This is a genomic window from Viridibacillus sp. FSL H8-0110, from assembly GCF_038003565.1.
GTDB lineage: Bacteria > Bacillota > Bacilli > Bacillales_A > Planococcaceae > Viridibacillus > Viridibacillus arenosi.
The window spans coordinates 3,466,711-3,491,281 of the sequence record NZ_JBBOPJ010000001.1 but is presented as its reverse complement, the minus strand read 5'-3'; the positions used below and the strand labels follow the sequence as shown (position 1 = coordinate 3,491,281).

At 36.0% G+C, this 24,571-nt stretch carries 25 protein-coding genes and 1 pseudogene; 19 read left to right on the top strand and 7 right to left on the bottom strand.

The window, feature by feature from the left end:
- Positions 1-6 precede the first annotated feature (6 nt).
- Positions 7-564, bottom strand: a complete 558-nt coding sequence (gene def, locus MHH98_RS17515; protein ID WP_038183620.1) for a peptide deformylase — start codon at positions 562-564, stop codon at positions 7-9.
- A gap of 358 nt (positions 565-922) precedes the next feature.
- Between def and pdhA the strand changes: the two genes are divergently transcribed.
- From pdhA to qoxD, 9 genes are all read left to right on the top strand, one after another.
- Positions 923-2,038, top strand: coding sequence for a pyruvate dehydrogenase (acetyl-transferring) E1 component subunit alpha (gene pdhA, locus MHH98_RS17510; RefSeq protein ID WP_038183623.1), 1,116 nt, complete (start codon positions 923-925; stop codon positions 2,036-2,038).
- Between the two features lie 3 nt (positions 2,039-2,041).
- The gene (locus MHH98_RS17505) at positions 2,042-3,019 is read left to right on the top strand and encodes an alpha-ketoacid dehydrogenase subunit beta (protein WP_038183626.1); all 978 of its coding nucleotides are present in this window, start codon (positions 2,042-2,044) and stop codon (positions 3,017-3,019) included.
- 30 nt (positions 3,020-3,049) lie between these two features.
- Positions 3,050-4,372: a dihydrolipoamide acetyltransferase family protein gene (locus tag MHH98_RS17500; protein ID WP_038183629.1), complete on the top strand. Its 1,323-nt coding sequence runs from the start codon at positions 3,050-3,052 to the stop codon at positions 4,370-4,372.
- Between the two features lie 4 nt (positions 4,373-4,376).
- Entirely contained in the window at positions 4,377-5,792 is a 1,416-nt protein-coding gene (lpdA, locus tag MHH98_RS17495) for a dihydrolipoyl dehydrogenase (protein ID WP_038183632.1), read from the top strand.
- Positions 5,793-6,135: 343 nt separating this feature from the next.
- Complete coding sequence (locus MHH98_RS17490; protein WP_038183635.1) at positions 6,136-6,918, top strand: SDR family NAD(P)-dependent oxidoreductase; 783 nt, start codon at positions 6,136-6,138, stop codon at positions 6,916-6,918.
- 691 nt (positions 6,919-7,609) lie between these two features.
- Positions 7,610-8,521, top strand: coding sequence for a cytochrome aa3 quinol oxidase subunit II (qoxA, locus tag MHH98_RS17485; protein WP_038183638.1), 912 nt, complete (start codon positions 7,610-7,612; stop codon positions 8,519-8,521).
- A gap of 35 nt (positions 8,522-8,556) precedes the next feature.
- On the top strand, positions 8,557-10,500 hold the full coding sequence (gene qoxB, locus MHH98_RS17480; protein WP_038183641.1) for a cytochrome aa3 quinol oxidase subunit I: 1,944 nt from the start codon (positions 8,557-8,559) through the stop codon (positions 10,498-10,500).
- Entirely contained in the window at positions 10,500-11,102 is a 603-nt protein-coding gene (gene qoxC / locus MHH98_RS17475) for a cytochrome aa3 quinol oxidase subunit III (RefSeq protein WP_038183643.1), read from the top strand. Before qoxB ends, qoxC begins: the two co-directional genes overlap by 1 nt.
- On the top strand, positions 11,102-11,383 hold the full coding sequence (gene qoxD, locus MHH98_RS17470; protein WP_038184419.1) for a cytochrome aa3 quinol oxidase subunit IV: 282 nt from the start codon (positions 11,102-11,104) through the stop codon (positions 11,381-11,383). The genes qoxC and qoxD overlap by 1 nt, the downstream gene beginning before the upstream one ends.
- 302 nt (positions 11,384-11,685) lie before the next feature.
- Here the strand turns inward: qoxD and MHH98_RS17465 are convergent, their stop codons facing one another.
- Positions 11,686-12,219, bottom strand: coding sequence for a hypothetical protein (locus MHH98_RS17465; RefSeq protein ID WP_235175717.1), 534 nt, complete (start codon positions 12,217-12,219; stop codon positions 11,686-11,688).
- A 165-nt stretch (positions 12,220-12,384) separates the two neighbouring features.
- Positions 12,385-12,510, bottom strand: a pseudogene (locus MHH98_RS22155) (TetR/AcrR family transcriptional regulator); the annotation flags it as partial.
- A gap of 116 nt (positions 12,511-12,626) precedes the next feature.
- On the opposite strand from MHH98_RS22155, the gene MHH98_RS17460 reads away from it, so the two are divergent.
- The 5 genes from MHH98_RS17460 to MHH98_RS17440 all read left to right on the top strand — a co-directional run bounded on the left by MHH98_RS17460 (position 12,627) and on the right by MHH98_RS17440 (position 18,638).
- Positions 12,627-15,716 carry an efflux RND transporter permease subunit gene (locus MHH98_RS17460; RefSeq protein WP_038183646.1) on the top strand — a complete coding sequence of 1,030 codons (3,090 nt, stop codon included), beginning with the start codon at positions 12,627-12,629 and terminating at the stop codon, positions 15,714-15,716.
- A gap of 164 nt (positions 15,717-15,880) precedes the next feature.
- Positions 15,881-16,540, top strand: a complete 660-nt coding sequence (locus tag MHH98_RS17455) for a CidA/LrgA family protein (protein WP_235175718.1) — start codon at positions 15,881-15,883, stop codon at positions 16,538-16,540.
- Positions 16,537-17,214, top strand: a complete 678-nt coding sequence (locus tag MHH98_RS17450; RefSeq protein WP_038183649.1) for an LrgB family protein — start codon at positions 16,537-16,539, stop codon at positions 17,212-17,214. The genes MHH98_RS17455 and MHH98_RS17450 overlap by 4 nt, the downstream gene beginning before the upstream one ends.
- 134 nt (positions 17,215-17,348) lie before the next feature.
- Positions 17,349-18,311 (top strand): NAD(P)H-dependent flavin oxidoreductase, encoded by a 963-nt coding sequence (locus tag MHH98_RS17445; RefSeq protein ID WP_340713302.1) that lies wholly within the window; start codon positions 17,349-17,351, stop codon positions 18,309-18,311.
- Positions 18,312-18,350: 39 nt separating this feature from the next.
- Positions 18,351-18,638 carry a UPF0223 family protein gene (locus tag MHH98_RS17440; RefSeq protein WP_038183652.1) on the top strand — a complete coding sequence of 96 codons (288 nt, stop codon included), beginning with the start codon at positions 18,351-18,353 and terminating at the stop codon, positions 18,636-18,638.
- A gap of 24 nt (positions 18,639-18,662) precedes the next feature.
- Here MHH98_RS17440 and MHH98_RS17435 read toward each other — a convergent pair whose 3' ends face one another.
- Entirely contained in the window at positions 18,663-19,295 is a 633-nt protein-coding gene (locus MHH98_RS17435) for a YktB family protein (protein ID WP_038183655.1), read from the bottom strand.
- Positions 19,296-19,453: 158 nt separating this feature from the next.
- Here MHH98_RS17435 and MHH98_RS17430 point away from each other — a divergent pair, with 158 nt between their 5' ends.
- Together MHH98_RS17430 and MHH98_RS17425 are read left to right on the top strand one after the other, a co-directional pair.
- The gene (locus MHH98_RS17430; RefSeq protein WP_038183657.1) at positions 19,454-19,651 is read left to right on the top strand and encodes a hypothetical protein; all 198 of its coding nucleotides are present in this window, start codon (positions 19,454-19,456) and stop codon (positions 19,649-19,651) included.
- A gap of 141 nt (positions 19,652-19,792) precedes the next feature.
- A complete protein-coding gene (locus MHH98_RS17425) occupies positions 19,793-20,584 on the top strand; it encodes an inositol monophosphatase family protein (RefSeq protein ID WP_038183661.1) in 792 nt (263 codons plus the stop codon).
- A 66-nt stretch (positions 20,585-20,650) separates the two neighbouring features.
- On the opposite strand, the gene MHH98_RS17420 is transcribed toward MHH98_RS17425, so the two are convergent.
- On the bottom strand, positions 20,651-20,836 hold the full coding sequence (locus tag MHH98_RS17420) for a DUF5325 family protein (protein ID WP_038183663.1): 186 nt from the start codon (positions 20,834-20,836) through the stop codon (positions 20,651-20,653).
- Between the two features lie 184 nt (positions 20,837-21,020).
- Here MHH98_RS17420 and typA point away from each other — a divergent pair, with 184 nt between their 5' ends.
- Both typA and MHH98_RS17410 read left to right on the top strand, forming a co-directional pair.
- Complete coding sequence (gene typA, locus MHH98_RS17415) at positions 21,021-22,862, top strand: translational GTPase TypA (RefSeq protein ID WP_038183666.1); 1,842 nt, start codon at positions 21,021-21,023, stop codon at positions 22,860-22,862.
- Positions 22,863-22,891: 29 nt separating this feature from the next.
- Positions 22,892-23,281: a YlaH-like family protein gene (locus MHH98_RS17410; RefSeq protein WP_340713301.1), complete on the top strand. Its 390-nt coding sequence runs from the start codon at positions 22,892-22,894 to the stop codon at positions 23,279-23,281.
- Between the two features lie 102 nt (positions 23,282-23,383).
- Here the strand turns inward: MHH98_RS17410 and MHH98_RS17405 are convergent, their stop codons facing one another.
- Positions 23,384-23,587 carry a YlaI family protein gene (locus tag MHH98_RS17405; RefSeq protein ID WP_038183673.1) on the bottom strand — a complete coding sequence of 68 codons (204 nt, stop codon included), beginning with the start codon at positions 23,585-23,587 and terminating at the stop codon, positions 23,384-23,386.
- A 14-nt stretch (positions 23,588-23,601) separates the two neighbouring features.
- Positions 23,602-24,102: a hypothetical protein gene (locus MHH98_RS17400; protein WP_038183675.1), complete on the bottom strand. Its 501-nt coding sequence runs from the start codon at positions 24,100-24,102 to the stop codon at positions 23,602-23,604.
- A gap of 178 nt (positions 24,103-24,280) precedes the next feature.
- Between MHH98_RS17400 and MHH98_RS17395 the strand changes: the two genes are divergently transcribed.
- The gene (locus tag MHH98_RS17395; RefSeq protein WP_038183678.1) at positions 24,281-24,562 is read left to right on the top strand and encodes a YlaN family protein; all 282 of its coding nucleotides are present in this window, start codon (positions 24,281-24,283) and stop codon (positions 24,560-24,562) included.
- Positions 24,563-24,571 lie beyond the last annotated feature (9 nt).

The window sequence follows — 24,571 nt, the reverse complement described above, 5'->3', positions numbered from 1 at the left end:
TTTTTTTTAATTGTTTTCAATTGGTTGAGAATTTGGTACATCAGCGAATGGGTTGGATTCATTGATATGATCATAGAACATGACACCATTTAAATGGTCTAATTCATGTTGAAACGCGATTGCGGGTATGCCTTTTAAGCGCATTTTTATTTCTTCACCATCAAGTGTATGGTATTTAACTGTAATACGTGCATGGCGTGGTACGTAACCAGCTACGTTACGATCAACTGACAAACAGCCTTCACCGTTTGTTAAATAAGTGTTTTCAACTGAATGACTAACGATTTTCGGGTTTACAGCGACGAAGCTGATTTGATTGTCATTGTCATCATGTAAATGAAGAGCAAACATTCTTTTTGATTCATTTATTTGCGGAGCGGCAATACCTATTCCAGAACGCAAGTCATATTTTTCACTTATTACAGGGTCTTGACTATTAATAAGGAATTCAAGTAAGTCTTGACCTAATTTTTTATCCTCAGGTGTTAGGGGAAAAGTTAATTCTTTCGCGCGGGTACGTAATGTTGGATGGCCTTCGCGAATTACATTATCCATTAAAATCATTTCGTTTCTTCCTTTCGATACAAAATCTATATCCATAGTATAACGTACAACGACAATCGTTCAATGAAAAAGAGAGATTCTTAGAAGATTATTTGTTTAACTTTACGACAACTGGGAATACATAATACGTGGTAAAAGTCTGTTCTAGTAAAGAGTGGGAAAATGAATCTGTTGTATAATACAGTTGTCTGAGGGTTTATGGTACAGCTTTTTCCGAATAGTAAGAAAAAAATAATGTAAGCATTATCATAACAATGATTGACCTATTTATTTTAATTCAGTATACTGAAAATGAAGAAACGTTGTATTACTAAAACGAAGAATATTTATAATACAGACACAGAGGAGATGTGGTAACATGGCTTCACAAAAATCAAAGCAATTCGATCCAGTTGCAAACTTGCATGAGATTGAAGAAAAATTTGAAATGTTTCAGATTTTGAATGAGGAAGGCGAAATTGTCAACGAAGATGCAGATCCGAAATTATCGGATACTGAATTAGTTGAGTTAATGAGCCGAATGGTTTTCACGCGTATTTTAGACCAACGTTCAATCTCATTAAATCGTCAAGGACGCCTAGGATTCTATGCGCCAACAGCTGGTCAAGAAGCTTCTCAAATTGCTTCACACTATGCACTTGAAAAAGAAGATTATATTTTACCGGGATATCGCGATGTGCCTCAAATCGTTTGGCACGGACTACCGCTTTCTAAAGCATTCTTGTTCTCGCGTGGACATTTCATAGGTAATCAAATTCCAGAGGATGTTAATGTGTTACCACCACAAATTATTATCGGTGCTCAGTATATTCAAACAGCTGGAGTTGCACTTGGTATGCAAAAACGAGGCAAAAAATCCGTAGCTGTAACTTATACAGGTGATGGTGGTTCGTCGCAAGGGGATTTCTACGAAGGTATTAACTTTGCAGGAGCGTTTCGTTCACCAGCAATTTTCATCGTTCAAAATAACCAATTTGCTATTTCAACACCACGTGAATTGCAAACAGCTGCGAAAACAATCGCTCAAAAAGGTATTGCGGCAGGTATTCCTAGTATCTTAGTAGATGGAATGGATCCACTTGCAGTATTCGTAGCAACTCGCGATGCACGACAACGTGCCGTAAATGGTGAGGGTCCTTCATTAATTGAAACAATGTGTTACCGTTATGGTCCACATACTATGGCTGGAGATGATCCAACTCGTTACCGTACTTCTGACACAGATTCACAATGGGAAAAGAAAGATCCAATTGTACGTTTCCGAAAATACTTAGAAGCAAAAGGTTTATGGAGCGAAGAAAAAGAAGCAGAAGTAATTGAAAAAGCTAAAGAAGAAATTAAAGCGGCTGTTAAAGAAGCGGATGCGGCACCGAAACAAAAAGTAACAGAACTGATCCGTAATATGAATGATGGCGATTTACCATATAATTTACAAGAACAATACGAAATCTTCAAAGAGAAGGAGTCGAAGTAACCGATGGCACAACTGACGATGATTCAAGCAATTACAGACGCACTACGCTGCGAATTAAAAGATGACGAAAACGTTTTAGTGTTCGGTGAAGACGTTGGTGTCAACGGAGGGGTATTCCGTGCAACTGAAGGTCTTCAAAAAGAATTTGGAGAAGATCGCGTTTTCGATACGCCACTAGCAGAATCAGGAATTGGTGGATTAACAATCGGTCTAGCGCTTCAAGGTTTCCGTCCGGTTCCAGAAATACAATTCTTTGGTTTTATATATGAAGTAATGGACTCTGTAAGCGGACAATTAGCGCGTATGCGTTACCGTACAGGTGGAGCACTTGGTGCACCTGTTACAATCCGTTCTCCATTCGGCGGTGGTGTACATACACCAGAAATGCACTCGGACAGCTTAGAAGGTTTAATGACATCTCAACCGGGATTAAAAGTAGTTGTACCATCAACTCCTTATGATGCAAAAGGTTTATTAATCTCTTCTATTCGTGATAATGACCCAGTGATCTTCCTAGAGCATTTAAAATTATATCGCTCGTTCCGTGAAGAGGTTCCTGAAGAGTCTTATACTATTCCGCTAGGAAAAGCTGATGTAAAGCGAGAAGGAACAGATTTATCAATCTTTGCATATGGTGCAATGGTGCACGAATCACTAAAAGCTGCTGAATTATTAGAAAAAGAAGAGTACTCAGTTGAGGTAGTTGATTTAAGAACTATTCAACCATTAGATATTGAAACAATTATTGCTTCTGTCGAAAAAACAGGTCGTGCGGTTGTTGTTCAAGAAGCACAAAAACAAGCAGGTATTGCTGCTAATGTAGTGGCTGAAATTACAGAGCGCGCTATCCTTAGCCTTGAAGCGCCGGTACTACGCGTAACAGCGCCGGATACAATCTACCCGTTCCCACAAGCAGAAGCAGTTTGGTTGCCGAATGCAAAAGATATTGTTGAAACAGCGAAAAAAGTACTAACATTCTAATTCGTTTTCGAAACAGAAAGGGTGAAACATATGGCATTTGAATTTCGATTACCAGATATTGGTGAAGGAATCCATGAGGGTGAAATTGTAAAATGGTTTGTAAAAGCAGGTGACAAAATTCAAGAAGATGACGTGCTTTGTGAAGTACAAAATGATAAAGCGGTCGTTGAAATCCCTTCTCCGGTAGAAGGTACAGTTGAAGAAGTCCTTGTTGAAGAAGGAGTTCTTACAACAGTTGGTACAGTTTTACTACGAGTAGACGCTCCTGGATATGAAGATATTCAACTAAAAGGTCATCATGATGAAGAAGAACCGACAAAAGAAGAACCAACAAAAGTTGCTGTTGAAGAAGCTCCGAAAGCAGAAACAACAACAGTAGCATCACAACCATCTGTGGAAGCTGACCCGAACAAACGTGTTATTGCAATGCCATCAGTCCGTAAGTTTGCACGTGACAATGACGTTGATATTAAACAACTATCGGGTTCAGGTAAAAATGGACGAATTGTCAAAGATGATGTGGAATCATTTATGAGTGGTGGCCCATCACAAGCTGAATCACAGGCTGTAGAATCACCAGTTACAGAAGAGTCTACAGTTTCTGGAAAAACTAATGATAAAGCTTCTGTACAACCAGTATTAGAAGGCGACTTCCCTGAAACACGTGAGAAAATGTCGGGTATTCGTCGCGCTATTGCAAAAGCAATGGTTCATTCAAAACAAACAGCTCCACACGTAACATTAATGGATGAAGTGGATGTAACAGAACTTGTAGCACACCGCAAGAAATTCAAAGAAATAGCTCTTGAAAAAGGTATCAAACTAACTTATTTACCGTATGTAGTAAAAGCTTTAGTTAGCGCATTACGTGAATTCCCTGAATTTAATCGTTCACTTGATGACGCAACACAAGAAATTGTGCAAAAACACTATTATAATATCGGTATAGCTGCCGATACAGATAAAGGCTTACTAGTTCCTGTTATTAAACATGCAGATCGCAAATCGGTATTTGCCGTATCTGACGAGATTAATGAGCTTGCTACAAAAGCACGTGACGGTAAATTAGCACCAAATGAAATGAAAGGTGCATCTTGTTCGATTACAAACATAGGTTCTGCAGGTGGCCAATGGTTTACGCCAGTAATTAACCATCCTGAAGTAGCTATATTAGGAATTGGTCGAATTGCAGAGAAACCTGTAATAAAAAATGGTGAAATTGTAGCGGCACCTGTGTTAGCATTATCATTGAGCTTTGATCATCGAATGATCGACGGTGCTACAGCGCAACATGCGTTAAATCATATTAAGCGTTTGTTAAGCGAGCCCGAATTATTATTAATGGAGGCGTAAGAAAATGGTAGTAGGAGATTTCCCAATCGAAACAGATACACTTGTAATTGGCGCAGGCCCAGGTGGATATGTTGCAGCAATCCGTGCAGCACAAACTGGACAAAAAGTAACAGTTGTTGAAAAAGAACACGTAGGTGGCGTATGCTTAAACGTTGGTTGTATTCCTTCAAAAGCATTAATCTCAGTCGGTCACCGCTTAGAACATGCTAAAAACTCAGCAGACATGGGTATTGTGGCTCCTGAAGTTAGCATCGATTTCAAAAAAGCGCAAGAATTTAAAGACGGCGTAGTTAAAAAATTAACTGGTGGCGTATCAAGCTTATTAAAAGGCAACAACGTAGACGTAGTAAGTGGAGAAGCTTACTTTGTAGATGCAAACACAATCCGTGTTATTAACGAAGACTCTGCACAAACGTATACATTCAAAAATGCGATTTTAGCAACTGGTTCACGCCCTGTTGAAATCCCAACTTTCAAATTTTCTAAACGCGTAATAAACTCTACAGGCGCACTTTCATTACAAGAAGTGCCTGGGAAACTTGTTGTTATTGGTGGAGGTTACATCGGTACTGAGCTTGGTTCAGCATTTGCTAACCTTGGTTCTGAAGTAACAATTCTAGAAGGTGGCAAAGATATTCTAGCTGGCTTCGAAAAACAAATGACAATGATTGTTAAAAAAGGTCTTAAGAAAAAAGGCGTTACAATCGAAACAGGCGCACTTGCTCAAGGCGTTGAAGAAACAGAAACAGGCGTTACTGTTAAATATGAAGTAAAAGGCGAAGCAAAAACTGTTGAAGCTGATTACGTATTAGTAACTGTTGGTCGTCGTCCAAATACTGACGAAATTGGCTTAGAAGAACTAGGTCTTGAGTTTGGTGAACGTGGATTATTAAAAGTCGACAAACAATGCCGTACAAATATACCAAACATTTATGCAATCGGTGATATCGTTGCTGGACCACAACTTGCTCATAAAGCTTCTTACGAAGGTAAAGTAGCTGCTGAGGCAATTGCTGGTGAAAAATCAGTAGTAGATTACTTAGCTATCCCTGCTGTTTGCTTCACAGATCCAGAAATGGCAACTGTAGGTCTTTCAGAAGACCAAGCAAAAGCAGAAGGTTATGAAATAGTAGCTGGTAAATTCCCATTCGGAGCAAACGGCCGTGCATTAGCATTAAATGAAACAGAAGGCTTCGTGAAATTAGTTTCTCGTAAAGCTGATGGCTTATTACTAGGTGGTCAAATCGTTGGTGCTGGTGCTTCTGATATGATCGCTGAAATCGGTTTAGCAATCGAAGCAGGTATGACTGTAGAAGATATTGCCATGACTATTCATGCACATCCAACACTAGGTGAAATCACTATGGAAACTGCTGAAGTATTACTTGGAAATCCAATTCACATCGTAGCTAAAAAATAAAATGGCTTTGCCAATTAGTAAACCTCTTGAAGTTCTAGGACTTCAAGAGGTTTTTTTATGAGAAAATATCTAGATTCAATGCAATTGTATTGTCATTATAAGAAGTTGAATTTAATAGAATATAAATATAGAGAGAATTAAAAGTTACTTAAATTATGAATGCCAAAAAAATTCCCTCTATATTATATGCAGGATTAATAGGTATGTAATATTAATAATTAATTTACAAAGTAGCTATATATAAATATGGTATAATAATCCTGTATTTATAGGGGTGAACGACAAGGTACTTTTTTATCGGAATTGAATTTATTTATTCAGAACAACAAGGGAGTGCTGAAAAATGGATTTAGGTTTACTAGGAAAAGTAGCGATTGTAACAGGAAGCAGTAAAGGAATCGGACTTGCTACAGCCTTACAGCTTGCTAATGAGGGTGCCGATGTTACAATTTGTGCACGTAATGAAGAGAATTTAATACATGCGTCGAAAGTGATTTTTTTGGAAACAGGGCAGAAAGTACATACTGTGTGTGCGGATGTATCGATAAAAGAAGATTGCGAGAGAATAATAAATGAAACAATTGAACATTATGGACAAATAAATATTCTAGTGAACAATGCCGGTACAAGTTCTGCTAGTCCATTTGAAGTTGTAGAAAATGAGCTTTGGCAAGATGATCTGGATTTAAAACTATATGGTGCTGTGAATTGTTCTAAATTTGCGATTCCTCATATGAGGGCGGTAGGTGGAGGAGCAATTGTGAATGTTACTGCTGTAAAAGGAAAAGCACCGTCCGAATCATCATTACCCACGTCTGTAAGTCGTGCGGCTGGGTTAGCATTAACGAAAGCGATGAGTAAAGATTTAGGGAAAGAGCAGATTCGTGTAAATACTGTTTGTATCGGACTAATTCGTAGCTCACAAATAGAGCGGAAATGGCAAACAAACGCTCCGGGACTTAGTTGGAATGCATTTTCTGAAGAAATGGGGAAAAATATTCCTCTTGGTCGGATTGGTGAAACTGAGGAAGCAGCAAATGTTATCACTTTCTTAGTATCAGATGCAGCTTCTTATGTTAGTGGTACTGCAGTTAATATCGATGGTGGCTCTGCGCCAGTACTTTAATTATGAAAAAATACGATTTTATGTTTTAAAGTAGAAGGAAATTAGTTTTTCAGAATGAAAAACTTTTAAAATATTAAAATAACAACATCACTTGGATGTCTTTGTTTAGACAAACTTCCTGGTGGTGTTTTTATTTTGCATATTCATTAACTACGATAGTACATTCTTCCTTTAATTAAAGTTATAGTAAATATGTAATAATCCTTATTAAGGAAGAGTTGTTAAATATGAATTAAATAGACCAATGTAATTATTGCCAGTACACATTTTGTACAAAAAACGTACATAGAACGTTCATAATGATGTGAAAATCTTAAGTTTATGGAGAGGTTTTGATTTTTTTATTAAGTATAAGGAGTTATAATTTCATTTGAATCAAGCAAGAGATGTGAAAGTTCCTCTGAAGAGTCTTAGGCGCGAAAACCTGGGTGCCTAATTTCTCCTATTGGAAACGTGAGAATGTATTTAATGCTTTCCCTCAATTAAGTAGGCTATTAAAACATTGAGACTACTATGAATTGTCTCATCGTTGTTCCAAACAAAAGGAGTAACCTTTAATAATCTTGCGAATTCAAAATGTGTTTTTTGTTTTGGAATACTATTATTTTTTAGGAGGACAATTTTTAAAAAGGTCGATTTAATATTCTAAAACATTTAAGCAAGTAAGTTGTTTTTTTGAAGGGAGTACAACATGAAGAAAAAAATGCTAATCTTGCCGGCGTTGATGTCAATCATGGCTTTATTCTTATCTGGCTGTGAACCATTAATGATTTTTGATGCAAAAGGTCCAAATGCGAAGACTTTATCGAATACAATCATTCTATCCATTATCGTGATGGCATTTATATTGTTAGTTGTTTATCTATTATTAGCGAATATGCTTTTGAAATATCGCGCATCTAAATCTGCGAGTGATTATGAACCACCGCATGAAGAAGGTAGTACAAAACTCGAAATTATTTGGACAGTTATTCCGATTCTTATCGTAACTGCTCTATCAATAGTTACGATTAGCACAACATCGAAAGTTGAAAGTCAACAAACAGGTTATGACAATACAAAACCTCTTGTAATATACGCATCATCTTCTAACTGGAAATGGCATTTTAGCTATCCAGAAGAAGGCGTTGAGACGGTAAACTATGTCAACATTCCAACAGATCGTCCAATTGAATTTAGACTATATTCATTTGGTCCAATTACAAGTTTCTGGATTCCTCAATTAGCTGGTCAAAAATATGCAATGAGTGATATGGTCAATAAACTTCATATGGCAGCAGATGTAGAAGGATCATTTTTTGGTAGAAACTCAAACTTTAATGGTCAAGGTTTTGCACAAATGGAGTTTGAAGCACAAACAATGTCTCAACAGAAATTTGACGAATGGGTATCTGACGTAAAAGCGAAAGAGCCTGAGTTAACAGAGAAAACATTCAATGAATTATTAGATACAGACTTCGTAGGACGTAAAAGTTTCTCTTCTACACATTTAACATTCAGTCCGGCTCCAGAAATGCATCATGGAAAATCATCGGATATGTCTGATGGAGAAATGGATGGAATGGATATGTCTGATGGAGAAATGGACCATTCTAATCACTAGATAGCTAGATTAGATGATTGAAAGGAGTTACAAAAATGAGCATGGAAGAATTATTTGAGCCGATGAAAGAACCAATGATCATGGGTGCGGCCGTTAGTATCGTTGTAGGTGCCATTGCAATTGTTGCTGGTTTGACTTACTTCAAGAAATGGGGCTATTTCTATAAAAATTGGTTAACTACAGTTGACCATAAAAAAATCGGTGTTATGTATATTATTGTTGCATTAGTCATGCTATTTAGAGGTGGTATTGACGCATTATTAATGCGTGCACAAACTGCTGTTCCTGAAAATGACTTATTAAATGCACAACACTATAATGAAATCTTTACAACTCATGGTTTAGTCATGATTCTCTTCATGGCAATGCCGTTTATTATCGGGTTAATGAACGTTGTAGTACCATTACAAATTGGTGCACGTGACGTTGCGTTTCCACGATTAAATGCACTTAGCTTCTGGCTATTTGCTGCAGGTGCAGGATTATTAAATGTTTCCTTCATCATTGGTGGATCACCAGATGCTGGTTGGACCGCATACTTCCCACTAGCTGGTATTGAATTCAGTCCAAATGTTGGGAATAACTATTATGCATGGGCTTTACAATTATCAGGTTTAGGTACGTTAATGACAGGTATTAACTTCATTACTACAATCATGAAAATGCGTGCACCAGGTATGAAATTAATGAAAATGCCTATGTTCACTTGGTCAGCATTAATTACAAATGTCATCATTACATTTGCTTTCCCTGTTTTAACAGTGGCACTTGCGCTTATGACATTAGACCGTCAATTTGGTACTAAATTCTTTGCCATGTCTGACGGTGGTATGGATATGTTATGGGCTAACCTTTTCTGGGTTTGGGGTCACCCTGAAGTATATATCGTTATTTTACCAGCGTTCGGTATTTTCAGTGAGGTAATCTCAACATTCTCACGTAAAAACTTATTTGGTTATAAATCAATGGTTATGAGTATGATCGTAATTTCTTTACTATCATTTATGGTATGGGCTCACCATTTCTATACAATGGGCCATGGAGTTATGGTAAACAGTATTTTCTCAGTCTCTACAATGTTAATTGCTGTACCGACCGGGGTTAAAATCTTTAACTGGTTGCTTACAATGAGGCATGGTAAGATTCAATTTACAACCCCAATGCTTTATGCGCTTGCATTTATTCCAATCTTCACTATTGGTGGGGTAACAGGGGTAATGCTAGCAATGGCAAGTGCTGACTATCAATATCACAATACGATGTTCTTAGTTGCCCACTTCCACTATGTATTAATTCCGGGTACCGTATTCGGTGTATTAGCAGGGTACCATTTCTGGTGGCCGAAAATATTTGGCTTCCGCTTAAATGAAAAATTAGGGAAAGCTGCTTTCTGGTGCATTGCAATTGGATTCAATGTTGCATTCTTCCCGTTATTCATTCTTGGTTTAGACGGTTATGCACGTCGTATGTTCACTTATTCTGCAAGTACTGGTTACGGTACATTAAATATGATTTCCTTCCTAGGGGCTCTAGGTATGGCAGTCGGATTTGCGCTTATTTGTTACAACATTTACTACAGCTTCCGCCACAGCCCACGCGACGAAAACGGCGACCCTTGGGATGCGCGTTCTCTTGAATGGGCAACACATAGTCCAGTACCTGAATATAACTTTGCGGTTGTACCAGAAGTTAATCAATTGGATGAATATTGGTATGCGAAAAAAGAAGGTCGCGATATTACGGCAGGCGAATATGAACGTATTCATATGCCTAATAATAGTGGTGCTCCAATGTGGATGGCCGGCGTACTATTCCTATTCTCATTCTTCTTTGTATTTAGTGTATGGACAGCTGTTATCGTATTTGGTATAGCTACTCTTGGATTTATGGCATTCCGTTCATTTGAAAAAGATCACGGTCACTATATTGAAGTGGCTGAAATTGAAGCAACTGAACGTCAATTGAGAGGTGACAAATAATGTCTAAAGAAAACACATCACTTCCATTAGAATATCGTACAGAGGAAAATAGATTAAAGATTTTCGGTTTTTGGATTTTCCTAGGTGCTGAGATTATGTTATTTGCAACTCTATTTACTGTGTACTTTGTATTAACGGATCGCACAGGTTCAGGTCCTGCTGGTATTGACATCTTCGAAATGCCACCAGTTTTAATAGAAACTTTCTTATTATTAACAAGTAGTTTCTTGATTGGACTTGGTGTACATGCGATGAGAATTGGTCGTGTCAAAGCAATGATAGTGTTCTATATCTTGACATTGCTACTTGGCGCAGGTTTCTTGACTGTTGAGGTAATTGAGTTCGTAACATATGTTAATGAAGGTGCAACAATTACAACAAGCGCATTCTTGTCATCATTAATGACACTATTAGGTACGCATGGTGCTCACGTAACTTTCGGTTTACTATGGGGTATTGCGATTATCGTACAGGTAGTTAAACGTGGATTAAATGCTCAAACTGCAAACAAAGCATTTATCTTCTCGTTATACTGGCATTTCTTAGATGTCGTATGGATCTTCATCTTCAGCTTCGTTTATCTGAAAGGAGTGTTGGGATGATGAAAGAATTATTTCCAAAAGAACATGTTGTAGGTTTTGTTGGCTCCCTTATTTTAACGATCGCTGCTCTAAGTGTAATTACATTTGATATGTCTAAAGGTATTGCAATGATTATCTTAAGTGTAACTGCACTAGCGCAAGCTGTTGTACAACTTGTGTTATTCATGCATATCGGAGAAACAGAAGATAAAAAAACTCTATATACAAGTGTCATTTACGCTGTAGTAGTTGGTCTTGTGACAGTCTTTGGTTCATTGTTAACAATGATTTGGGGATACTAAGATAATAATAGAAAAAGCAGTTCAAAGTTTAAATACTTTGGACTGCTTTTTATTTTTGGAAAGAAATAATTAACTACTGTTACTCGGAGTCTGATAGTGCGCTAATTATAAGCTAACATACATGTTTAAATTGAAAGTTCTTTGAATTTAAGAGTGAAGATGAAAGTATAGTTTCTAATAATGACCGTCTAGTCATAAATCTTTTTAAAGTCGAGTATAATGTTTGGAACAAGTGTTAATTTTGATTTTCACAAATTATAAAAAGAGATAGTCGTGCATTGGTACGACTATCTCTTTTGTGTTTATGAAAGGTGTACTATATATTGTTTTAGTAATAAGGCTAGCCATTGTAAGTTATCATGTTGTTTAAGGTTCGCCATCATTCCATTTAATAAAGCAGGACGAGGATTTGTAAGTTTTAATTCAGCTTCTATTAAAGATAATGTGTCTTCAATGATAGGGTGTCCTTTATAAATTTCATGCCAACGATTTACTTCTTCTTGAACTTCGAATGCAGTCACAGAATACTCCTGCATACAATGTGGTTTTGAGTTCCATAATTGTTCAGTAAGGAAAGTGTTTTTTGAATGCTCTACAAGAATATCTACTTTTTCAATAAGAGTAGAACTTAATTGAACGAAATCATATGGTTGTCTATGGAAAAGGATAAATTCTGAATATCCATGCATGATTCCTTTTAAAGAAATGAGAATGTCATATTGAAAGGGAGCAATACGCTTTCCATATACTTCTGTTAATAATGCTAGAGTAGTTTTATCACTAAGATCTTTATAATAATTTAATCTTTGAAGAATTTGTTCATTAATTGGATGCATTTGTTCCTTCATAAACATAGATATTAATGGTAATTTTTCTTCAAATAGTTGAAAATGGAAAAGAAAATAGTTTTTAATCTTTTCTTTTGGAGGTATGTCACTTTCCAATAAATCATTATATTGACCAATAATTTCTCGTAAAAAATGTTCAAATATAGCAATGAATAACTCATCTTTTGATTTGAAAGATAAATAAAAGGCTCCTTTAGAAATACCGCATGCATCTGTTATATCTTGAATAGAGGTCGATGCTATACTATTTTTCGCAAATAATTCTACTGCCTTTTCAATAATTAATTGTTGCTTAGATATAATAACTCACTCCCTATTCATAGCATTTGACAACTGACTAATCAGTCATTATTATATAGAATAGTGACCAAATAGTCAAAAAAGGCGGTGCAAAGGTGCATTCTATAATTAAATTTATGCTAAAAAACAAGCTAGCGGTATGGTTATTAACAATTATCGTAGCTGTGGCGGGGGTTTATGCAGGCTTGAAAATGAAGCTTGAATCAATTCCTGATATTTCAATTCCAATAGTTACAGTAACAACAGTTTATCCTGGTGCTACACCAGAGCAAGTAACAGATGATATTTCAATTCCCTTTGAGAAGGCAGTTAATAATTTAAAATCAGTAAAATCTGTTTACTCAAATTCATATCAAAACGCCTCAAGTCTTCAAATTGAGTTTAAATATGGTGCGGATATGAAAGAAGCAGTTGACAATGTAAAGGAAGCAATTGAAAAAATTGATCTTCCAGAAACTGCACAAGTACCAACCATTGATCGAGTTAATATTAATGCCTTCCCGGTAGTAGCGTTAAGTGTTTCTGATAAAGAAGAAACAATCGAAGAGTTAACAAAAACAGTAGAAGATTACTTCGTTCCTAAAATGGAAGCAATCGACGGTGTTGCTTCAGTATCAGTAACTGGTCAACAAGTTGAAAAAGTTCAATTAACATATGACCAAAAGAAATTAGCACAATATGGTCTAGATGAATCGAAGGTTAAGCAATACATTCAAGCAATGGATATTAAAGTCCCTCTTGGCATGTTCCAATTTAAGGATGCGGAGCAATCGGTCGTAGTCGATGGTAAATTAACAACTTTAAAAGAGCTGAAAAACTTAGATATTCCTGTTCAACCTCAAGCAGGGGCTGGATTAACTCAGCAACAACCTCTAGCTGAACCGTTTGTGAAATTAGGTAAACTCGCTAAAATCGAACTGATCGGTGACGTAGAATCGGTTTCTCGTACAAATGGTGAATCGGCAATTGCGGTTCAAATAGTAAAATCGCAAGAAGCCAATACGGTTGAGGTTGTAAATGACGTAAAAGAAGCTTCAAAACAATTTGAAAAAGATAATAAAGGCATGAAAATTGATATCACGATGGACCAAGGTGAACCTATTGAGAAGTCTGTATCAACAATGTTAGATAAAGCATTATTCGGTGCTATTTTTGCCGTTATTATTATCATGCTATTTTTACGTAATATTCGTTCTACAATCATATCGATTATATCAATTCCATTATCACTACTAATCTCTGTATTAATTTTGAAACAAATGGATATTACATTAAATATGATGACGCTTGCTGCTATGACGGTCGCGATTGGTCGTGTAATTGATGACTCTATTGTAGTAGTTGAAAATATTTATAGAAGAATATATTTAGAAGGTGAGAAATTACATGGTCGTGCTTTAATTCGTGAGGCAACGATTGAAATGTTCAAGCCAATTCTATCTTCAACACTAGTTACAGTAGCTGTATTCTTACCTCTAGGATTAGTAGGAGGAATGGTTGGCGAATTGTTTATGCCGTTTGCATTAACAATGGCATTTGCTCTAGGGGCATCGTTAATTGTCGCAATTACTGTTGTACCAGTTTTAGCACATTCTCTATTTAAAAAAGAGCTGTATGGTAAAAAACAATCGAAAAAAGAAGAACATGGTAAGTTATCACAAAGCTATAAGAAATTACTTAGTTGGGTACTTGACCATAAACTAGTAACTTCAATTGGTACAATTGTTATTTTAGTAGCAAGTCTATTCTTGGCTCCGTTTGTAGGATTTAGTTTCATGCCAGAAGATGAACAGAAAATGGTCTACTTAACGTATACTCCAGAACCAGGAGAAACACGTGATAGCGTTATTAAAGACGTTGAAGAAGTAGAGAAGATGGTAATGGACAAAAAAGATGTTCAAACAGTTCAAGTATCAATAGGTGGAGCTAATCCTATGATGCCAGGTGCTTCGAATGGTGCTTTAATGTACATTATCTATGATCCAGATACAAAAGATTTTAGTAATGTAAAAACTAAATTAGTAGAAGAAGTCGTTGCAGTTAACCAAACAGGAACTTGGAAAAACCAAGATTTCTCTATGTCAGGTTCAAGCAGTGAGTTAAATTACTCAGTTTATGGTAATACGATGGAAGACATCAAACCAGTTGTCAAAAACATCGAAAAAATCATGAATAAACGCGATGATTTAAAAGATGTAAAAGCATCTCTTTCTGAAGTTTATGATGAACATACATTAGTAATCGACCAAGATAAAGTGAAAAAACTTGGTTTAACTACAGGACAAATTGCTATGGCGATTAATCCAAACGTCCAATCAGAAGTATTAACTTCAATTGATAAGGACGGCAAAAAAATAGAAGTTTCTGTTCATAAAGAAACAGCATCACCTGATGATTTTAATGATGTATTGAAACAAAAAATAAAATCACCACTTGGTATGGAAGTTAAACTTTCAGAAGTAGTTGATGTCAAAGAGGGTACAACTTTATCTCAAATTAATCGTAGTAAAGGAAAACTTTTTGCGAGTGTAACAGCAACAGTCACTTCTAAAGACATTACAAAAGCGTCTAGTGCTGTACAAAAAGACATTGATAAACTAGATTTACCAAACAATGTTGAAGTGAATAGTGGCGGTGTAGCAGAAGATATGGCTGAAGCATTCACTCAATTAGGTTTAGCTATGGTAGCAGCAATTGCGATTGTTTACTTCATCCTTGTAGTTACTTTTGGTGAAGGTTTAGCACCATTATCAATCCTGTTCTCACTACCATTTACCGTAATTGGTGCTTTAGTAGCGCTATGGATAACTGGCGAAACAATCAGTGTATCTTCAATGATTGGTCTTTTAATGTTAATAGGTATCGTAGTGACAAATGCGATCGTATTAATCGACCGTGTTATTCATATGGAGCATGAAGGAATGACAATGCGTGAAGCGATATTAGAAGCCGGTGCAACACGTCTTCGTCCAATTTTAATGACTGCACTAGCAACAGTTGGTGCTTTAATTCCACTTGCCATTGGTGCAGAAGGAAGCGGCTTGATTTCAAAAGGCCTAGGCGTAACAGTAATCGGTGGTTTAATCAGTTCTACTGTTTTAACGTTAATCATCGTACCACTTGTTTATGAATTATTGTCTAAAATGCTTAAAAAGAATCGTGCAACTGAAAATTTTGACGATTAATATTAATAAATGAAAATAGGAAAGAAGCTACCTACCATTACATAGTTAATGAAGGATAGCTTCTTTTTTATTCCAGTTAGATTCATAGACATCTAGGAAAGATAGGCGTACAATATTTCGTATTACTTCATAAACAAGGTATGTGTTAAAAGGAGAGTTTCGAAATGCAATCTAAAATAGGCAATTACAAGTTAGTTAAACACAAAACAAGCAATTACAAGATAGTTATTAAAAAGCTAGAAGTAAAAGAGCCAGAAGTAAGCGAAATAGTTGAAAATGAGTCTGGGATAAAAGAACCAGAGGTAAATGAATCTGAAATAAGTGAAATTGCAGAACAGAAAATAGAAGTAAAAGACTACTCAACAACACAAGTGGATTCAACACAATTGAAACAAAAATACTCTGAGAAAATGAATACTGTAAAACGAAAATCAATTAAATGGATGCGAATAATTTTACAAATGGTAGTACTATATATTTTTTCATTTGTCGGTACGACTATCGTAAATTTATTAGGTGTCAAATTTCCAGGTAGTATTGTTGGTTTACTCATTTTATTAGCTCTGTTGCTTAGTAAAATAATGCCAGTGGCATTAATTGAAGATGGGGCAGGCTTCATGTTAGCAATTTTACCATTGTTTTTTGTACCGGCAACTGTAGGTGTTATTAAGCATCCTGAATTATTATCCTTGAATGGTATTTTGCTATTACTCACAGTTATTGCTAGTACTATTTTCACAATTATTTTTTCAGGTAAAATATGTAAATATTTAGAAGGGAAAGAAAGAGTAGGATCTAAAGAAATGAAGGAGGGCGTAAAATGAAAGCTGTAGCCATTATTCTTATAACTATTTTAATTTTTTATCTAATGTCAAAATTATATGCTCGTTTTTCGACTCCATTTTTACTGCCTATCTTAACAACAACGATTATTGGCGTTTTGATGCTAGCATTAAGTAATATTTCGTATGAAACTTATATGACTGGTGGGAAATGGATTGATACAATGCTTGGACCTGCAGTTGTAAGTTTAGCATATCCATTGTATATGCAACGGGATATGATTAAAACATATAAACTTTCAATTATTTCGGGTGTTGTTGTAGCTATGATTTCAGGACTGATTAGTGTTTTTGCCTTGGCAAAGTTATTACGATTAGATGATGAAATGGTGAGATCGTTACTGCCGAAATCGATTACAACGCCAGTTGCAATGCAAGTAAGTGGCTCTTTAGGTGGTATTCCAGCAATGACAGCGGTATTTGTTATGGTAGCAGGGTTTACTGGCGCTATTCTGGGGCCTTTTATTTTCCGCGTGTGTAAAATTGATACCGCTGTAAGCAGAGGAATCTCGATGGGAGGAGGGGCACATGGATTCGGAGTTTCCAAACTTACTGAATACGGAGAAAAAACCTTATCCATGGGCTCTGTATCAATGACACTAAGTGCTGTTATTGGTGCATTTATTTGTCCCTTATTTGCAATGCTTATATTTTAAAAACAGCATGTGGAAATTCCTTTTGAATTTTTCACATGCTGTTATTATTTCTTGGGAAATAATAATGAAAAAAGGTTTTTGCTATTTTTCGGCGAACCAATTTATTATAGGAAAATAAGGGGGAGTTAAAACAAATGAAATGGAAAACAAGAGTGACAGAATTATTAGGTGTAGAGTATCCAATTATTCAAGGTGGACTTGCTTATTTAGCTTATGCAGATTTAGCCGCTGCTGTATCAAATGCAGGAGGATTAGGTCAAATTACAGCGATGAGTTTAGATGATCCTGAAGCATTACGAAATGAGATTCACAAAGTACGTGAATTAACAGATCGTCCATTTGGTGTCAATTACGCTATTGGCCAGCATGGTCGACCATTTGAGAATATGTTAGCAGTAGCAATTGAAGAGAAAGTGCCAGTTGTATCAATGACAGGTGGTAATCCTGCACCGATTTTTAAGCAATTAGAGGGAACAGATATTAAGAAGCTGGTATTAGTTGCTGCGCGTAGACAAGCTCAAAAAGCTGAAGAATTAGGTGCAGATGCCGTTATGGTTGTAGGACAAGAAGGTGGTGGCCATCTAGGTAGGGATGATATCGGGACAATGGTATTAGTACCTCAAGTTGTAGATGCTGTTTCTATTCCTGTGATTGCTTCAGGAGGTATAGGTGATGGACGTGGGTGGATGGCAGCCCTTGCGTTAGGTGCAGAAGGTATTGAGATGGGGACACGTTTTATCGCAACGAAAGAGTGTATCAATGCATCTGTTGTGTATAAAAACGCTTTGATTAATAGCACGGTAGCAGACACGACTGTAATTAAACGAACTATAGGCGCACCAGCACGAGCAATTAGAAATAGTTGGACGGATCAAATTCTTGATATTGAAAAAGTAACTCCAACATACGAAGCTTTAAAAAATTATATAAGTGGTCAAGCAAATAAAAAATATATATATGAAGGTAAAGAACATGAAGGGTTTGCTTGGGCTGGACAGATAACAGGTTTAATCCAAGATGAACCGACTGTAGAGGAACTTATACAGCGAATGGTTGCGCAGGCAACGGAAATACGCTTAAAATGGGGAGAACAATAAAAAGGCTATATTAGCCTGAATCAAAAGGTAGGTAAGATTATGGAATACTCTTATCCGTTCTCAACGGACTGGTCTACAGAAGAGATTGTAGATGTAATTGCGTTCTTCCAAGCAATAGAAAAAGCATATGAAACAGGTGTTCAACGCGAAGATCTAATGTCGAAATATAGACGATTCAAAGAAATCGTGCCAGCGATGGCTGAAGAAAAAACCATTTTCCGCGAATTTGAAGAAGTTAGTGACTATGTGAGCTATTCAATTATTAAGCAAATGAAAGATGCTCCAGCTGGTTCAAAAATTAAAGGTGAATCAAGAAAAAGAAAGTAAAAGAACAGGCTTATGCCTGTTCTTTTACTTTTTGTTGACCATAGTATTATAAATAGGGAGTAGTGCATCGAATGTTTCTTCAGTTAATTTCTCAAATTCCTCTGCAGTTAATTGGACCGCATCCTCTTTTGGAATTTGTAGACCAACTATAAATTCTCCTTTTTTTACATCACGTAAACGTTCAAGTAAACCGACTAGCTGACCATCATTCAAAGCATCTTTAATATTAATGCCTTCTGGTGAAAAATGATCACCTGAAACATAAAAGTTTTTTGGAAGCTTTTTAAATGAATTCTGTTTTTTTAGCAAACGATCAGCAATTTCAACTTTACTTGGTGCTTCATAAATAACGCAAAGAATTATGAATAGATGAGTACCAAATAAGCCAAGCTGAAAGTGAGGAATTGATTTATAGCCGCGTTTGTAAGGAGCAAATGCGACCCAGCTATCTTTTGGTGGGTTTACTTTACGACGTGCATGTTTTGCTACATGTGGGTAAAATTCATCTGCAGTTTTTGCGGAGAAATATGTAGAAAATGCCGTACCTAATTCTTCGAATTTTGGTCTTACGGTATTGATAAGTGCTTCCATTCGTGGTTCTAAACCATCGATGGAGAAAACGTCGAAATCCTTTTGTGTCCATTTTGTTTTTGGCATAAATAATTTAACTCCTTTTGAAAGTTTATGTTTATTTTATTAGAAATTTGGGAAAAAATCTTCTAGAAGGACTTATCATTTTTCACATCATGCATATAATGTAGTAAGACACTTTAAGTCCTAGCTTGCACAAACAAAATAAAAAGGAGCTGGTTAGTATGAAACAAGTAGTACACATTATTCGCAAAGTTGATTATGAAAAGCAATATGTGAAGGGTCTGCAATTAGAAATGGATTATGAACTAGCAACATTATTTGACGCTCTGCAAGATGAGGATGTAAAACAAATTGAATTAAGCAAAATTCGCCTTTCTGAACTTCATTTGGAATTGGAGGCATTTCATGCTTTTGCCTAAAGAGAGAATCAAAATTCGCCGGTGAACATCTGCTAATCAAATGAGAAGCAGATGTTTTTTTGCTATAATAGAGATAGGCAAAAAACATTAACTTGTACTTATAGAAATGATGTTTTTTTTGCTTCGAAAGGTGGGGCTATGGTGGAAATTACAGCAATACATGAATTTACAGTTAAAATTATTCATGAAGCAGGCGAACGAATTCGTCAATCACTTTCTGAAAAGTTAGAAATCGAGACAAAGGCTAATGCGAATGATCTTGTAACGAATATTGATCGTGAAACAGAATTATTTTTTATTGAACAAATTCATGCTTATGATCCTGCATTTAAAATTCTCGGTGAGGAAGGGATGGGGGAACCCCTTGAATCATTGGATGGTGTCGTATGGATAATTGATCCGATTGATGGGACGATGAATTTCATACGACAACATCGTAATTTTGCGATTTCAATTGGCATTTATGTTGATGGCATTGGAAAACTTGGGTACATATACGATGTAATGCGCAATGATTTGTATTATGCTGTCGAAGGACAAGGAGCATATATGAATGATCGTCAGTTAGAGCGACTGCAATCGTTACCGTTACATGAAGCAATTATTGGAATAAACGCTACTTGGGTTACACCAAATCGCTACATTGACCACAATAAGATTATTGACCTTGTTCATCATGTTAGAGGGACAAGATCTTACGGCTCTGCCACTTTAGAGATTGCTTCAGTAGTATGTGGACGGATGGATGCTTATATGTCCATGCGATTATCACCTTGGGATATTGCTGGTGGTGCAGTGATTGCTAATGAAGTCGGTGCGATTGTGTCAAACTTAGGAAATGAAGCGATTAATTTGGAAGAACAAGATACATTTATTATTGCAAATCCTAAAATTCATAAGACAATCATTGAACAATACGTTCATTTGAAATAGAATATAGATATAAATAAAAAGAATGAACTCGCAAATTGCCAGTTCATTCTTTTTATTTGAGAAGAGTTACAGTAAACCTTTATCGCGAAATTGACGTTTAGTTTTGAAGCCATAGCCCATAATAGCACAAACTAATAAAATGGCACCAAAGATACCAATTACGCTTTTAAAGGCAACTGCAATTCCTATTGAACACATAGCTAGCACTGCTGCTAACGCAAAAAAAGCCATAACGACTTTAGCATTTTTCATTTTAAATCCTCCAGTTGATGAATTTGTTTGACTTATAAGTGATTATAACTTAATGTCGAACTAATAATTATACTGTGAAATAATAAAAAAATTTGAAATACTAGTTGTTAAGAAAAGACAAAAAACATCTCTTGTGTTATAATAACACAGTTATGGACTCGAAAATAGAATGTGGAGTGGAATAATGACAAATTTACGTCAAGACATTAGAAATATTGCAATTATAGCTCACGTTGACCATGGTAAAACGACATTGGTTGACCAATTATTACAACAATCTGGTACTTTTCGTTCAAACGAAAATGTCGCAGAAAGAGCAATGGACTCGAACGACATCGAACGTGAACGTGGTATTACAATTTTAGCGAAGAATACAGCAGTAAACTACGAAGGTACTCGTATCAATATTCTAGATACACCAGGACATGCCGATTTCGGTGGAGAAGTTGAACGTATCCTGAAAATGGTTGACGGTGTACTTTTAGTTGTAGATGCATATGAAGGTTGTATGCCTCAAACTCGTTTTGTGTTGAAAAAAGCATTAGAACAAAAATTAACACCAATCGTAGTAGTAAACAAAGTCGATAAAGATTCAGCACGTCCTACAGAAGTAGTGGATGAAGTAATCGATTTATTAATCGAATTAGGTGCTGATGAAGATCAATTAGAATTCCCAGTCGTATTTGCTTCTGGTGTAAATGGTACTGCATCACTTGATTCAGACCCAGCTAAACAAGAAGATAATATGAAATGCTTATTTGAGGAAATTATTAGTCACATCCCAGCACCAGCTGATACTCGTGATGAACCTTTACAATTCCAAGTAGCATTACTTGATTATAATGACTATGTTGGCCGTATCGGTATCGGTCGTGTATTCCGCGGTAAAATCCATGTTGGACAACAAGTTGCACTTATGAAACTTGATGGCACTGTGAAAAATTTCCGTGTAACTAAAATCTTTGGTTTCTTCGGATTAAAACGTGAAGAAGTTGAAGAAGCATACTCAGGTGATTTAATTGCTGTTTCAGGTATGGAAGACATTAACGTAGGTGAAACTGTTTGTCCAACTGAACACCAAGAAGCTTTAACACCATTACGTATCGATGAACCAACATTACAAATGACTTTCTTAGTAAATAACTCACCTTTTGCAGGTCGCGAAGGTAAATGGGTAACATCACGTAAAATTGAAGAACGTTTACGCGCTCAATTACAAACAGATGTAAGTTTACGTGTAGAAGATACTAATTCTCCAGATGCTTGGACTGTTTCAGGTCGTGGTGAACTTCACCTATCGATTCTGATCGAAAACATGCGTCGTGAAGGTTATGAATTACAAGTATCTAAACCAAAAGTTATCATTAAAGAAATCGATGGTGTAAAATGTGAACCATTTGAACGTGTACAAATTGATGTACCTGAAGATGCTGTAGGTTCAATTATTGAATCATTAGGTTTACGTAAAGGTGAAATGTTAGATATGGTGAACAATGGTAGTGGCCAAGTTCGTTTAATCTTCATGGTACCTGCTCGTGGATTAATTGGTTACACAACTGAATTTATGTCTTTAACAAAAGGTTTCGGTATTATCAACCACACATTCGATAGCTATCAACCATTACTATCTGGTAAAATTGGTGGACGTCGTCAAGGCGTACTTGTTTCTATGGAAACAGGTAAATCAACTACTTATGGTATGATGCAAATTGAAGACCGTGGTACACTATTTGTTGAACCAGGTACTGATATTTATGAAGGTATGATTGTTGGTGAAAATACACGTGATGCAGACATTACTGTTAATATCATCAAAATGAAGCAAAAAACAAACATCCGTTCAGCTAACAAAGACCAAACGAATGTTATTAAAAAACCTCGTATTTTAACTCTTGAAGAAGCATTAGAATACTTGGCTGATGATGAGTACTGTGAAGTAACACCAGAATCTATTCGCCTTCGTAAACAAATTCTAAATAAAAACGAACGCGAAAAAGCAGCTAAGAAATCACGTAGCGCTGAGTAATCATTCGCTAAACGAAAGGAAGGAAAGTCTTGGATATTAAATCCGGTTTTTTAAGTGAACTGAATTTTATTCAACTTGCCGCACCTGATGTATCAAATAAAGATGCATTTGTATTTGATAAAATGTATCCGGTAGCCAAGTATGTTTATCAAACTGCATCTGATTTTAGTGTTGCTAGTAATATTTTGTTAGTGGTTATTTTTGCATTATCGATTGTTGTTTACAATCTAGGGTTTGCGAAAAAACTTAAGTTTTGGCAAAATATCGTTATTTATTTCTTCTTGTTTGTTGGCTGTATCTTTTTGACATTCTTTGCAACTTATTTACCTGTAGTAGAAGGATTATTGATTATCGCACTTGTGCTAATCATGTATAAAATTGGTTTGCATAGAGATAAAAAAGCACAAACAGTACAATAATGGTCTAGTAAATCACATAAAAAAGAGCAATTGAGGACAAGCTAATAGCTGAATCTCAATTGCTCTTTTTATATTTTATTTAACCAACATTACATAGAATAACTAGAATTCATCTTCGACAAGCGAGTGTTTTTTTCTAAAGATAAATCGACCAGTTGCTATACGGGCATTTGTTCTTTCTGAAATCCGATCATGACATATAGGACACATATACGTATGGATAGGACGATTTCGCAATTTTTTTGCTTCTGGTGAATAATCGGGTAATTCATTAATAGAATCGCAAATGACACACTTAACTCGCATCGTTTAAGTCCCTCCTATTCTACTCGAATCGCTACAAGACCTTTAATTGGGTTCTCTACATTTGAACCGTCACCGTTGATTACATAAACAGGACCGTTATCAGTTAGCATTTTACCGTCTTGGCTATATTTTAAGATAAGGGACTCAGCATCTTCTATGGAGAAGTTATATTCAGAGCCATCTCGGCATTCTAGAATAACTGAAGTTGCACCATCTTTAATTTCTGCATTGTTAAGGAAAGGTTTTAATATGATACCAAATGTGCCGGTCATCATGTGTTTTTTCTCGAATTTCCGTTCGGATTTTAAAGTTGGTGGAAATGTGGCGCCCTCCATAATTTCACGTGACCAGTGCTTACCTGCTTTTTCCATGTATTCTTCGTCAGCGTTTACAATTACTCGTTCTTCAGTAAAATATGTGTCTAGATCTAATTTACGATCATCAAAAATCCAAACGGTTGGATCTAATGTGATAGCAAAATTCACGGCACCTTTAATTTGAATGATAGATTCCATGTTAATTCCTCCTTGAATAGTACATTCCATATCTCAGTATACAGCTAATTTATGTAGTTAATAAAGAAATAAAATTGGTTACACGGTTTACTTAGTTATATACTTGCAATTTTACTGCGCAAAAGATAAACTTTATTAAGATAGAATAGAAGAAATATCAGGTAATGGGGGCGTCCTCATGGATACAAAATCGCAAAGTTCATATCAGGAGAAGGCATTGGAACTCCTTATTGCTGACGCAGATAAAATTGCTAAGCTTATTAGAGTGCAGATGGAGCATTTAACAATGCCACAATGCCCACTATACGAAGAGGTTTTAGATACACAAATGTTTGGCTTATCACGCGAAATTGATTTTGCAGTTAAGTTAGGCTTGCTTGAACGTGAAAAGGGAAGAGAGATTCTTGATTCACTGGAAAAAGAATTATCTGTGTTGCATGATGCATTTACAGAGAAATAAGTAAAAAAC